10 protein-coding genes are annotated in these 13375 nt (G+C 58.9%); 6 read left to right on the forward strand and 4 right to left on the reverse strand.

What is annotated here, in order from left to right; translation table 11 throughout:
- Window positions 1-123: 123 nt before the first annotated feature.
- The 4 genes from secA (at window position 124) to JFU11_RS10365 (ending at window position 5948) form a co-directional block, all read left to right on the forward strand.
- Complete coding sequence (secA, locus tag JFU11_RS10350) at window positions 124-2859, forward strand: preprotein translocase subunit SecA (RefSeq protein ID WP_052964293.1); 2736 nt, start codon at window positions 124-126, stop codon at window positions 2857-2859.
- Between the two features lie 135 nt (window positions 2860-2994).
- Window positions 2995-4212 (forward strand): bifunctional glutamate N-acetyltransferase/amino-acid acetyltransferase ArgJ, encoded by a 1218-nt coding sequence (argJ, locus tag JFU11_RS10355; RefSeq protein WP_008015216.1) that lies wholly within the window; start codon window positions 2995-2997, stop codon window positions 4210-4212.
- Window positions 4213-4374: 162 nt separating this feature from the next.
- Entirely contained in the window at window positions 4375-5007 is a 633-nt protein-coding gene (locus JFU11_RS10360) for a glutathione S-transferase family protein (protein WP_123719292.1), read from the forward strand.
- On the forward strand, window positions 5004-5948 hold the full coding sequence (locus tag JFU11_RS10365) for a Nudix family hydrolase (RefSeq protein ID WP_201060563.1): 945 nt from the start codon (window positions 5004-5006) through the stop codon (window positions 5946-5948). The genes JFU11_RS10360 and JFU11_RS10365 overlap by 4 nt, the downstream gene beginning before the upstream one ends.
- A gap of 134 nt (window positions 5949-6082) precedes the next feature.
- Here the strand turns inward: JFU11_RS10365 and JFU11_RS10370 are convergent, their stop codons facing one another.
- From JFU11_RS10370 to JFU11_RS10380, 3 genes are read right to left on the reverse strand one after another with little or no spacing between them, the layout of a single operon-like run.
- Entirely contained in the window at window positions 6083-6664 is a 582-nt protein-coding gene (locus tag JFU11_RS10370) for a cob(I)yrinic acid a,c-diamide adenosyltransferase (RefSeq protein WP_007906604.1), read from the reverse strand.
- Window positions 6665-6666: 2 nt separating this feature from the next.
- Window positions 6667-8703 carry a HAMP domain-containing sensor histidine kinase gene (locus tag JFU11_RS10375; protein ID WP_201060564.1) on the reverse strand — a complete coding sequence of 679 codons (2037 nt, stop codon included), beginning with the start codon at window positions 8701-8703 and terminating at the stop codon, window positions 6667-6669.
- A 45-nt stretch (window positions 8704-8748) separates the two neighbouring features.
- A complete protein-coding gene (locus JFU11_RS10380) occupies window positions 8749-9666 on the reverse strand; it encodes a putative 2-dehydropantoate 2-reductase (RefSeq protein WP_201060565.1) in 918 nt (305 codons plus the stop codon).
- Window positions 9667-9806: 140 nt separating this feature from the next.
- Here JFU11_RS10380 and JFU11_RS10385 point away from each other — a divergent pair, with 140 nt between their 5' ends.
- Both JFU11_RS10385 and JFU11_RS10390 read left to right on the forward strand, forming a co-directional pair.
- Window positions 9807-10292, forward strand: a complete 486-nt coding sequence (locus JFU11_RS10385) for a YajQ family cyclic di-GMP-binding protein (RefSeq protein WP_007906601.1) — start codon at window positions 9807-9809, stop codon at window positions 10290-10292.
- A gap of 137 nt (window positions 10293-10429) precedes the next feature.
- Entirely contained in the window at window positions 10430-11272 is an 843-nt protein-coding gene (locus tag JFU11_RS10390; protein WP_201060566.1) for a mechanosensitive ion channel domain-containing protein, read from the forward strand.
- A gap of 144 nt (window positions 11273-11416) precedes the next feature.
- Here JFU11_RS10390 and JFU11_RS10395 read toward each other — a convergent pair whose 3' ends face one another.
- Entirely contained in the window at window positions 11417-12745 is a 1329-nt protein-coding gene (locus JFU11_RS10395) for an OprD family porin (RefSeq protein ID WP_201060567.1), read from the reverse strand.
- Window positions 12746-13375: the final 630 nt, after the last annotated feature.

Here is a 13375-nt window from a genome sequence, read left to right on the forward strand (position 1 = left end):
AATAACGCCACTTTCCTCACCATCGTTTCCGGGTAGAATGCTCGTTCGCATGCGGCCATGAGGGCTGCACGGGCGACTCACGGGGCCGCCCTCCATCCCTTTAGTGTGGAAGATCCTGCCGATATGTTTGCGCCTTTGTTAAAGAAACTTTTTGGAAGCAAGAATGAGCGTGAAGTCAAACGCATGCTCAAGACGGTGCAGCTCGTCAATGCCTTCGAAGAGCAAATGGTAGCCCTTTCGGACGATCAATTGCGTGCCAAGACCGACGAGTTCAAGGCCCGCCTCGCCAAAGGGGAAACCCTCGACAAACTGCTGCCCGAAGCCTTTGCGGTCGCCCGCGAAGCCGGTAAGCGCGTCATGGGTATGCGCCACTTCGATGTCCAGCTGATCGGCGGCATGACCTTGCATGAAGGCATGATCGCGGAAATGCGTACCGGTGAAGGCAAGACCCTGGTGGCAACACTGGGTGTTTACCTCAACGCGCTGTCCGGCAAGGGCGTGCACGTTGTGACGGTGAACGACTACCTGGCACGCCGTGACGCCAACTGGATGCGTCCGCTCTACGAATTCCTCGGCATGACGGTCGGCGTGGTCACCCCATTCCAGCCGCCGGAAGAGAAGCGCGCCGCTTACGCCGCCGACATCACCTACGGCACCAACAACGAATTCGGTTTCGACTACCTGCGCGACAACATGGCGTTCAGCATGGAAGAGAAATTCCAGCGCGAACTCAATTTTGCCGTGATCGACGAAGTCGACTCCATCCTCATCGACGAAGCCCGTACGCCGCTGATCATCTCCGGTCAGGCCGAGGACAGCTCCAAGCTGTACATCGAGATCAACAAACTGATCCCGCAGCTGGAATTGCACGTCGAAGAAGTCGAAGGCGAAGTCACCAAGGCTGGCCACTACACAGTGGACGAGAAGACCCGTCAGGTCGAACTCAACGAAGCCGGTCACCAGTTCATCGAAGACATGCTGACCCGCGTCGGCCTGCTGGCTGAAGGCGAGAGCCTGTATTCGGCGCATAACCTCGGTCTGCTGACCCACGTTTATGCCGGCCTGCGTGCGCACAAGCTGTTCAACCGCAACGTCGAATACATCGTGCAGGACGGTCAGGTCGTGCTGGTCGACGAACACACCGGCCGTACCATGCCGGGTCGCCGTTTGTCCGAAGGCCTGCACCAGGCCATCGAAGCCAAGGAAAACCTGAACATCCAGGCCGAGAGCCAGACCCTGGCGTCGACCACGTTCCAGAACTACTTCCGTCTGTACAACAAGCTGTCCGGCATGACCGGTACCGCAGACACCGAAGCGTTCGAATTCCACCAGATCTATGGCCTGCAGGTCATGGTGATTCCGCCAAACAAACCGTTGGCACGTAAAGACTACAACGACCTGGTGTTCCTGACCGCCGAAGAGAAATACGCGGCGATCATCAACGACATCAAGGAGTGCATGACTCAGGGCCGTCCGGTGCTGGTGGGTACTGCCACCATCGAAACGTCCGAGCACATGTCCAGCCTGCTCGTGAAGGAAGGCATCGAACACAAGGTTCTGAACGCCAAGTTCCACGAAAAAGAAGCCGAAATCATTGCTCAGGCCGGTCGTCCGGGCGCACTGACCATCGCCACCAACATGGCCGGTCGCGGTACCGACATCCTGTTGGGCGGTAACTGGGAAGTGGAAGTGGCTTCGCTGGAAGACCCGACCCCTGAGCAGATTGCCCAGATCAAGGCCGACTGGCAGAAACGCCACCAGCAAGTGCTGGAGTCGGGCGGTTTGCAGGTGATCGCTTCCGAGCGTCACGAATCGCGCCGTATCGACAACCAGTTGCGCGGTCGTGCCGGTCGTCAGGGCGACGCCGGTTCCAGCCGTTTCTACCTGTCGCTGGAAGACAGCCTGATGCGCATCTTCGCCTCTGACCGGGTGAAGAACTTCATGAAGGCGCTGGGCATGCAGTCCGGTGAAGCGATCGAGCACCGCATGGTGACCAACGCCATCGAGAAGGCTCAGCGCAAGGTTGAAGGCCGTAACTTCGATATCCGTAAACAACTGCTCGAGTTCGACGACGTCAACAACGAACAACGTAAAGTGATCTATCACATGCGTAACAGTTTGTTGGCCGCTGACAACATTGGCGAAACCATCGCCGATTTCCGTCAGGACGTGCTCAACGCAACCGTCAGCGCACACATTCCACCGCAATCGCTGCCAGAGCAGTGGGACGTGGCCGGTCTGGAAGCGGCGTTGCAGAGCGACTTCGGCGTGGCGTTGCCGATCCAGCAATGGCTGGACGAAGACGATCACCTCTACGAAGAGACCCTGCGCGAGAAGCTGATGAACGAGCTGATCGCCGCGTACAACGAGAAAGAAGACCAGGCCGGTGCCGAAGCACTGCGCACCTTCGAGAAGCAAATCGTTCTGCGCGTACTGGACGACCTGTGGAAAGACCACCTGTCGACCATGGATCACCTGCGTCACGGCATTCACTTGCGTGGTTATGCGCAGAAGAACCCGAAGCAGGAATACAAGCGCGAGTCCTTCACCTTGTTCTCCGAGTTGCTGGATTCGATCAAGCGCGACTCGATCCGTGTGCTGTCGCACGTTCAGGTTCGCCGCGAAGACCCGATCGAAGAAGAAGCTCGCCTGCGTCAGGAAGCCGAGGCACTGGCTGCGCGCATGCAGTTCCAGCACGACGAAGCACCTGGCCTGGAGCAACCGGAAGTGTTGGGTGAAGAGGTCGATGTAGCCCTCGCCACCGCACCGGTACGCAACGAGCAGAAGCTGGGCCGCAACGAGCTGTGCTACTGCGGTTCGGGCAAGAAGTACAAGCATTGCCACGGGCAGATCCAGTAAACCCGTTTCATACGCTGAAATACCCGCGCCGCGACCGGCTTATGCCGTCGCGGCGTTTTGCCATTTAAACCACCGCGCCACGTTAAAAGAACGGGGTAATGACGGTGCAGACACTACTTTTTAAGGAGCGCATTCATGGCTGTTGGTCTTGGTCCTTTGCCAACGTTGCACCCGGTTGCCGGTTTTGAACTCGGTATCGCCTCGGCCGGCATCAAGCGCCCGGGGCGCAAGGATGTCGTGGTCATGCGCTGTGCCGAAGGTTCCACAGTGGCGGGCGTGTTCACCCTGAACGCCTTTTGCGCCGCTCCCGTTATCCTGGCCAAGCAACGCGTGCAAGGCCCGGTACGTTACCTGCTGACCAACACCGGCAATGCCAACGCCGGCACTGGCGAACCAGGCCTGGCGGCTGCCGAGCGCACGTGCGCCAAACTGGCTGAGCTGACCGGTGTCGATGCAAGCCTGGTGCTGCCGTACTCCACCGGTGTGATCGGCGAGCCGCTGCCGGTCGAAAAAATCGAAGGCGCGCTGCAAGCCGCCCTCGACGATCTGTCGGTGAATAACTGGGAAGCCGCCGCTACCGGCATCATGACCACTGACACCCTGCCAAAGGGTGCCAGCCGCCAGTTCCAGCATGATGGCGTGACCATCACCGTCACCGGCATCAGCAAAGGCGCGGGCATGATCCGCCCGAACATGGCGACCATGCTCGGCTACATTGCCACCGACGCCAAAGTCTCCCGCGACGTGCTGCAAAACCTGCTACTGGACGGCGCCAACAAGTCGTTCAACCGCATCACCATCGACGGCGACACCTCGACCAACGACTGCTGCATGCTGATCGCCACCGGTCAGGCAGCACTGCCGGAAATCACCGAAGCGAGCGGTCCGCTGTTCGCTTTGCTGAAGCAAGCGGTGTTCGAAGTCTGCATGGACGTGGCCCAGGCCATCGTGCGCGACGGCGAAGGCGCGACCAAGTTTGTCACCGTGGAAGTCAACGGCGGTGGCAATCACCAGGAGTGCCTGGACGTCGGTTACACCGTGGCCCACTCGCCGCTGATCAAGACTGCGTTGTTCGCCTCCGACCCGAACTGGGGCCGCATTCTGGCCGCCGTGGGCCGTGCCGGCGTACCGAACCTGGACGTGAGCAAGATCGACGTATTCCTCGGTGACGTGTGTATCGCCAGCCGCGGCGCTCGTTCTGCCACCTACACCGAAGCCCAGGGCGCGGCGGTGATGCAGCAGGAAGAAATCACCATCCGCATCGAGCTGGGTCGCGGCGATTGCAGCGAAACCATCTGGACCACTGACCTGTCCCACGAATACGTGAAGATCAACGCTGAGTACCGTACGTAAGACTGCGTCGACCCTATCGCGGGCAAGCCCGCTCCCACAGGTTCAGCGGTGTGCACAAACTTTGTTTGCGGCGCGATCCCTGTTGGAGCGAGGCTTGCCCGCGAAGACGGACCACCAGACGCTAAAGATTCTGGCTTGTACTCCTATCAAAAGGTCCCGAACATGAGCCTCCACCTGATCATCGGCGACAAACTGTATTCCTCCTGGTCCCTGCGCGCCGCACTGGCCCTCGACCTGACCGGCGTGTCCTACACCGAAGAACTGATCAAGCTGAACCAGCCGGACACTCGCGAGCGCGTGCTCAAGCATTCGCCGACCGGGAAAGTCCCGCTGCTGAAAACCGAACACGGCACCGTTGCCGATTCCCTGGCGATTGCCGAGTACCTGGCCGAACAATTTCCCGATGCCAGCCTGTGGCCCAAAGACACTGCCGCCCGTGCCCAGGCGCGTTCGGCGTGCGCGCAGATGCACAGCGGTTTTTTCGCCATGCGCGGCAACATGCCGTTCGACCTGAGCCACGATGCGCCACTGTCGCCGACCCCACCTGAGGTTCAGGCTGAAATCGAGCGCATGCTGGCGTTGTGGGCTGAATGTCGCGCCGTCGCGACTGAAACCGGCCCGTTCCTGTTTGGCGGTGCGACCCTGGCCGATGCGTTTTTTGCACCGATCGCCGTACGCCTGCGCACCTATCAGGTAAAACTGCCCGAGGCCGACGCGGCCTATGTCGAAACCATCTACCAATGGCCAGCCTTCAAGGCTTGGCGGAAGGCGGGTCTGGAGGAAATAGAGCGGTGAAACGAGTCCATGTAGCAGCCGCGGTTATCCGCGATAGCAACGGCAAAATCCTCATTGCCCGCCGTGCCGACACCCAGCATCAGGGCGGTTTGTGGGAGTTCCCCGGTGGCAAGGTCGAGGATGACGAATCCGTCGAAATGGCCCTGGCTCGCGAGCTTCACGAAGAGTTGGGCATTGTGGTCAATACCGCGCGGCCGATGATCAAGGTCCGCCACGATTACCCGGACAAGCAGGTGTTGCTGGATGTCTGGGAAGTCTCGGCGTTTACCGGCGAACCCCATGGCGCCGAAGGTCAGCCTTTGGCCTGGGTGACCGCGCGGGAGCTGGTGGATTACGAATTTCCGGCCGCCAACCAGCCGATCGTCGCTGCTGCTCGCTTGCCCGGCGACTACCTGATCACCCCGGACGGCCTGGAAACCCCGGCTTTGCTGCGCGGTATCCAGAAAGCCATCGCTGGTGGCATCAAGCTGATTCAATTGCGCGCACCCAACGGCTACGACCCGCAATACCGCGATCTGGCGGTGGACGCGGCGGGGCTGTGTGCCGGCAAGGCGCAGTTGATGATCAAAGGGCCGTTTGAATGGCTGGGGGACTTTCCGTCCGCCGGTTGGCACATCACGTCGGCACAGTTGCGCAAGTACGCGGCGGCCGGGCGACCGCTACCGGCTTCGCGCTGGTTGGCCGCGTCCTGCCACAACGCTGAGGAACTGGCGCTGGCCGAGCAGATGGGCGTGGACTTTGTGACCCTGTCACCCGTACAGCCGACCCAGACTCATCCGGATGCGTTGCCATTGGGTTGGGAGCAGGCTTCGACTTTGATCGAGGGCTTCAGCAAGCCAGTGTTTTTGCTCGGTGGGGTGGGCCCGGCAGAGCGGCAGAAAGCCTGGGAAGCGGGAGCACAGGGTGTGGCGGGGATTCGGGCGTTTTGGCCTGAAACCTGATTCTGCGGTGTTGCTGCTGGCGCCATCGCGGGCAAGCCCGCTCCCACAGTGGTTCGTGGTGGACACAGATTTGTGTACGACGCTGATCCCTGTGGGAGCGGGCTTGCCCGCGATGGCGTCTTCGGACGCGCCGACTAAACTTGGGGTTTCGCTGCCGCTTGCCACAAAATCTCGGCAATCCCCTGACGCTTGGCAATCAACCGTGCCGCCACAAACAACAAATCCGATAACCGATTGATATACGCCAGCCCAACCCCGGCCAGCGGCTCGATCGCATTCAACTGCTGACAGCGCCGTTCGGCACTGCGCGCCAGGCAGCGGCATACGTGGGCTTGGGCAATCAGCGCCGAACCGCCGGGCAGAATGAAATTCTCCAGCGGCCCCAACTCTTCATTCCACACATCGATCGCCGCTTCCAGGCGCTCGATTTCTGCCGTGTTCAGTGCCTGATAAACCGGCATCGCCAGTTCACCACCCAGGTCGAACAACCGATGTTGGCAGGGCGCCAACACCTCGATTACTTCGTTCAACCCCGGGTACGTATCACTTTGCGCCGCCAATCCGGCCAACAGCACACCCACCTGGCTGTTCAGCGTATCGACTTCGCCAATGGCTTCGATTCGCGGATGGTCCTTGGGCACCCGGCGGCCATCGCCGAGCCCGGTTTCGCCTTTGTCGCCAGTGCGGGTGTAAATCTTCGACAAGCGAAAGCCCATGGTTACCTCGACAGCTGATTGAGTTCTTGAGAGACCACCGGAGTGCCCGACAACGGCAGGCGCAAGGTGAAACAGGTACCTTGGCCCGGCGTCGATTGCACTTCCATCTGGCCTTTGTGGTTGTTGGTGATGATGAAGTACGAGACCGAGAGCCCAAGGCCGGTGCCCTGACCGATTTCCTTGGTGGTGAAGAACGGCTCGAACGTGCGTTTGCGCACGTTCTCGCTCATGCCGATGCCGTTGTCCTCGACCTGAATTTCCGCCCACGGCGGATTCAGTTTTGTACGCAGAATGATCCGCCCCGGTTCGCGATCGTCTGTGCGCTGGTGAATGGCTTGCGCGGCGTTTTTCAGCAGGTTGAGCAGCACTTGTTCCAGTTCGTTGGCGGTGCCGGGCACCGGGCCCAGTGCCGGATCGAACTGCCGAATGATCGCCTGACCCTTGAAGTCGAAACCGATAGCCAGGTCGAAGTCGTTGCCGGCAATTTCCACCGCTTGATCGATCAGCGCCGGTAAATCGCACGGGGCCATTTGCCGGGTGCTGCGGCGGCTGAAGCTGAGCATGTGCGTCACGATTTTTGCCGCCCGGGCGCCGGCCTGTTGAATGCCATCGAGTAATTTCGGCACTTCACGCGCTTGCAGGTACTGGTTGACTGTTTCCAGTTCGATGCCCAGTTGCTCGGCCTGTTCGAGGTTTTTCGGCAGATCGGGTGACAGGCGCCGACGAATGTTCTGCACGTTGTGCAGGATCGCGCCCAGCGGATTGTTGATCTCATGGGCCATGCCGGCGGCGAGGCCACCGACCGAGAGCATTTTTTCCGACTGCACCATCATTTCTTCCAGGGACAGACGCTGAGTGATGTCATCGATCCGGATCACCACGCCGCGCCCGGCACCGCCCATCAACGGGTAGAACGTCAGGGCGTAATGCTTGGACTCATCGTCCTTGAGCCAGGTAACGCGTTCGATCTTGGCCACAGTGTGTTGCTCGACGGTTTGCCTGAGCTGCGGCAGGAACGGTTTGAGCGGTTCGAAGGCGAGGAAGATCGGCTGGTTCAAGGCTTCGTCGAGACGCGTGCCGGACAGGGCGCTGGCTTCCTGATTCCACTGGGTCACGTAGAGCTGCTCGTCGAGGGCGATCAGCGCCGACGGCATGGAGTCGATGATGCTGTTGAGGTAGTTCTGGAAACCGGTGAGTTTCTTTTCGATCTTGCTGCGCACCTGAACTTCCAGCTCCAGCTTGCGGTTGGTGTGACGGGTTTCTTCGGCCAGCCCCTGGGCCTGATCGTAAGCGGCTTGGGAGTCGTCGCGGGCACGCTTGAGCTGCTGCTCCCGGGCTTCGATGCGCGAGAGCATGGTGTTGAACGCTTCGGCGAGGCTACCGATTTCGTCGTGGTTGCCGCGAGAGGCACGCAAGGCATAGTTCTCTTCCCGGGTGACTTGCCGGGACAACTCTTCGAGCTGATGGATCGGCCGGGTAATCAGGCGTTTGATCTGCCGGGCAATCACCAGCCACAACAGCACGCTGAAGATCAGAATCCCCAGGCTGGCGGTCAGGGTCCCGGTGTAGAACGCCATCGGCAACTCGCTGCTGGCCACCAGCAGCAAGTGCCCCGGCGCAACGCCGGGACGGGGCAGGGTAATCACTTGATTGCTGCGAAACTCCGTGGCTTGCCACGCTTCGAGGTGCCGGTAGTGCTCCGGCAGGTTCAGCTTGTCGCCGTGTTGCAATTGCGCCAGACGCACATCTTTACCGTCATAGAGCGCTGCTGCACGCAGCGGCGTATAGCTGCTGAGTTCGTTGAGCAGGCGCTCGGCGGTTTGCGGCGACTTCAGGGCTTCGGAGATCAGGCTCGGGTTGGACACCAGTCGGCCGATGGTCTGCAAGGCCTGGGGGGCCATGCTTTCCTGGGAGATGTAATAGGCGGCGCTGATAAAGGTCAGGTTGGCGACCAGTAAAACGGTGGTCAACAGCACCAGCAGGGCGGCCAGCAGTTTCTGGCCGACTGGAAGGTTTTCAAGGCGCTGGCGCAATGGCATCAGGTTCATCGCTGAAAAGGAACAAGTGGCCAGCGTAGCCGCTGCTCAGTCGCTGGGCAATCCAAGGCTGCGCAGATGGGTGATCAAGCGCTGCTGCAATTGATTGAGGTGGGGCAGGTTCAGCTGATGCCGCGACGCGACTTTGCAGGCATGGCCCAACAGGTAGCTGATTTCGGTGCGGCGCTGATTCGCGACGTCCTGGTACATCGAGGAGAAATTGGCCGCGGTGGCCTGGATCACCCGTTCGACTTCCTCCCGGAGATTTTCCGCCGCTGCGGGCTGGCCGCAGCGCTCAAGCAGCTCGGTGAGCTCGGCGCACAGGGTGGCGACTTCGCAATGATGTTGCTGCAAACCGCCGTTGCGGCATTCGTGCAGCACGGTCAGCGGGTTGATCGCACAATTGAGCGCCAGTTTTCGCCACAGCCTTGTGAGGATGTCCGTGCTCCACTCATGAGGAATACCGGCGACGCTCAAGTCCTCCAGCCAGATCGGCGCCACCGGGTGGCCGGCATCCCCCAGCCAGGTGTAGCCATGACCGGCGAACACCACACGCCAATCACCATCGCGAAATGCGCCTTCGGTGCTGGAGGCGAAGATGCAGCGCGCCTGAGGCACCTGCGCGGCAACCGCGTCCTGACTGCCGAGGCCGTTCTGCAGCAGGATCAGTTCGGCGTCGGGTGTCAGCCGGTGAACGAGCCGGGCTACGGCTTCTTCGGCGTCGTAGGCTTTGCAGGCCACCAGCAGACGGCTGATAGGCTCGTCGCTGTCGGCTGTTTCGCCGGGCACCGGATACAGCTGCGCTTCGCCATGTTCGACCAGCGTCAGCCCGCCAGCCGTCTGATAGGCCTGTAAGCGTGTCGCGTCCCGCACGATCAGCCTGACCGGCACGTCAGCCCGCGCCAGACGTGTGGCCCAAAGGGTGCCGAGGCTGCCGGCGCCGAGAATATGCCAAGGGGTAGACATCAGCTTTTTGCCCGGTTTGTCGCTGGCATGTGAGGCTCGCAGTATCGGTTGGAAAAGACCCGTTATAATGAGCCCGATTTTAACCGCAAGCCAAGCGCGCTCCATCGTTATCGAGCGTGCCTTTTTATTGGAGAGATTACATGCCGTCGTTCGACGTGGTATCCGAACTGGACAAACACGAAGTCACCAACGCGGTCGAGAACGCCGTCAAGGAACTCGATCGTCGTTATGACCTGAAAGGCAAAGGCACCTTCGAGTTCAAGGAAAAGGACCTGACCGTCAACCTGACCGCGGAAGCCGATTTCCAGCTCGAAGCGATGATCGAGATCCTCAAGCTGGCCTTGGTCAAGCGCAAGATCGACGTGCAGTGCCTTGAAGTCAAGGATGCCTACGCTTCGGGCAAGTTGATGAAGCAGGAAGCTGTCCTCAAGGAAGGCATCGACAAAGAGCTGGCGAAGAAAATCGTCGCTCACGTCAAAGACGCCAAGCTCAAGGTCCAGGCCGCCATTCAGGGCGAGCAAGTGCGCATCACCGGCAAGAAACGTGACGATTTGCAGGAAGCCATCGCGGCCCTGCGCGCCAAGACGTTCGACATGCCACTGCAGTTCAATAACTTCCGCGACTGACTTTTCAAGCGGGAACCTCTTGGCGTTTTCGACGTCCGAGGCCCAAGCAACGGCAGAAACGACTGGGTCCTCACGGGTTTGGTCTTTCTGCCGCTCATTTTTTGCGTGCCGGGTAGCCGGAAATCAGGAGAAAAAAGATGGATTTGAATGCTGAAGTGGACAACCTGGTCAAGGCATCCCAAGCCTGGATTCCGATGATCATGGAATACGGCAGCCGCGTGCTGCTGGCGGTGATTACCCTGGCCGTCGGCTGGTGGCTGATCAACAAAGTCACGCAAAAGCTTGGCGGCCTGCTGGCGTTGCGTAACGCCGACCTGGCGCTGCAAGGTTTCATCAGCAGCTTGGCGAACATCATCCTCAAGGTTCTGCTGATCGTCAGCGTAGCGTCGATGATCGGTGTGGAAACTACTTCGTTCGTCGCAGCCATCGGTGCAGCCGGCCTGGCGATCGGTCTGGCCTTGCAGGGCAGCCTGGCGAATTTCGCCGGCGGCGTGCTGATTCTGTTGTTCCGCCCGTTCCGCATCGGTGACTGGATCGAAGCTCAAGGTGTTGCCGGTACTGTCGACAGCATCCAGATCTTTCACACCGTACTGCGTACCGGCGATAACAAAACCATCATCGTACCTAACGGCAATCTGTCGAACGGCATCATCACCAACACCAACCGTCAGCCGACCCGCAAGGTCGTGTTTGACGTAGGTGTGGCTTACGAGGCGGACTTGCAGAAGGCCCGTGAAGTATTGCTGGACCTGGCCAAGGACCCGCGTGTATTGGCTGATCCGGCACCCGAAGCCGTTATTTCCATGTTGGGTGACAGTTCGATCACTGTTTCCCTGCGCGTGTGGGTGAAAACTGCAGATTACTGGAACGTAATGTTCATGTTTAACGAGCAATCGCGTGATCGCTTGAAGACTGCAGGCATCGATATTCCGTTTCCGCAGCGGGTTATTCGAATGGTTCAGGAGTCGGCAACGGTGTAATGATCGGTTTTCGATACATGTTTGACCTTTCGGTCAGACTTGTTCTGAAAGAGCTTGAACCGTTAAACACAATGCTGTAGCCAATAAAAAAGGCCCATCCGAAGATGGGCCTTTTTTTGATTACCGCGAACTAGCTTTCGGCAATTACAGAACCGAAATCGGGTAGTCGACGATCAGGCGGAACTCTTTGATATCACCTTCGCCTTCGTCGGCGTTAGCGAAGTGCCATGCTTGACGAATGCGGAAGGAAAGATCTTTTGCCGGGCCAGACTGAACAACGTACTTGGCTTCCAAGTTGGTTTCGTTGTGCTTGCCATCTTCACCATACAGACCAGCGTAAGGGCTGCCTGCTGGAGTGTTGGTACCGTCGATGTCCCAACCTTTTACGTAACGGGTCATGAAGCTCAGACCTGGAACGCCGTACTCGGCCATTTTCAGGTCGTAACGGACCTGGGCAGACTTCTCGTTAGGGGCGTTGAAGTCAGAGTACTGGATGGAGTTGGCGAGGAAGATCGAGTCGCCACCGCGGTTGTTGTCACCCACGCCGATGTAGTCGAACGGGACGTCGCCGTTAACTTTCTGGAAGGCGACGGTAATGGTGTGTGCTTTGAGGAACGAGTAAGCAGCAGCCAGCGAGAACGTGGTGTTGCTGATCTCGCCTGCATTGGCGGAACCGGTATCGGTGGTGCGGTAGATGTTACCGTCCAGGTTGACCGACTGATCGCCACCCATTGGGATGGTGTAGTTCAGGTTAGCGTAGTACTGGTTCCAGATGTCTTCCAGCTGGGCGCCGTACAACGATGCGCTGAGGTTGTCGGTAATCCCGTACTTGCCGCCAACGTAGTCGGCAGACTTGGCGCTAACACCTGCGTAGGTGGCCCACAGCTCGCCATCGCTGTTCATCTCATCCTGGCTGGAGGCCGAGTAGAAGTGACCGCCTTCCAGGTCCAGGTTCTTGATTTCGCTGCTCTGCAGTTGGAAACCGGTAGCAGTTTGAGGCAGCAGACGGGAACCGCCGACAGCGAATACTGGAGAGGTGCTTGGCTGCATCTCACCGAACTTCAGTTCAGTTTTGGAGACGCGAACTTTAACGGCTGCACCGGCTTTGCCGAAGTCGTCATGGTTGCGGCCTTGGGAATCGCGGCTCAGGTTGCCCGAACCCGTTGTGCCGTCGCCACCGTCCAGTTTGATACCCAGATAACCGAATGCATCAACGCCGACACCTACGGTACCTTGGGTATAACCGGAGCTGAAATTGCCCCAGAAGCCCTGTGTCCAGTCTTTCTGGTCGTTCGCGCCGTCTCTGCGGTCACGGTTGAAGTAATAGTTGCGAAGCAGCAAGTCGAACTTGGCGTCTTCAACAAAACCTTTGGCTTCAGCCTGGTCACTTACAAAAGGTGCGGCCGTAGCCAATTGAGTACTGGCTGCTGCAGCAACTGCCAGTGCGATCATGCTCCACTTCATCACGCGCATCGTGATTTGCTCCTTTGGTTTTTAGAAGAGTACTGCCGTCCCGCCTGTTTTATTATCCGGGCGGCTCTTTCTTTTTGTGTCGGCGCAAACTTATATCACGCCGACCATGTTGGCGATACTTGCGCATCTAACCTTTCAGCTTCTTTACGACCCTGTCGCAAATGGCTGGGTAGATGTCGCAAATTCACAATCCCGACGCAATCGGACTGACAACTTCAGCGTTGTTTTCCATAGCTTGAGCATCGGTAAAAAAGAGTCCCTGGTCCTGCACTTGAATCTCCATCGGGCAATCCTGCCACTGTTTTTATTGGCCTTAAGGCTTCCACTTCCAGCGGACGCCTTATAGACGATATAGGTGTGAATGCAACAAGCGTGCACAAATCGGAATTCTGTTGCTGTTTTTTTCCAAAGGCCTGCCTGCTGCTGTAAAAACCCCATAAAACCGGGGGGTTCAAGCTCGTTTTACTTGGGCTTGACGCCATGCTTCGCATCGTGTTTACCACATCGAACTGATGGGGGCGACAACCAAAAACGTTACCGGTTCACCCCGCCAGTGAGTAGTTAGCGGATGCTGACGCACTGAGCGTAGACGCGTTGTGCGGTTTTGGTGCAAAAAATTTCAATTGCTGT

Origin of the sequence: Pseudomonas sp. TH37 (assembly GCF_016650735.1) — a bacterium.
Classification (GTDB): Bacteria; Pseudomonadota; Gammaproteobacteria; order Pseudomonadales; family Pseudomonadaceae; genus Aquipseudomonas; species Aquipseudomonas farris.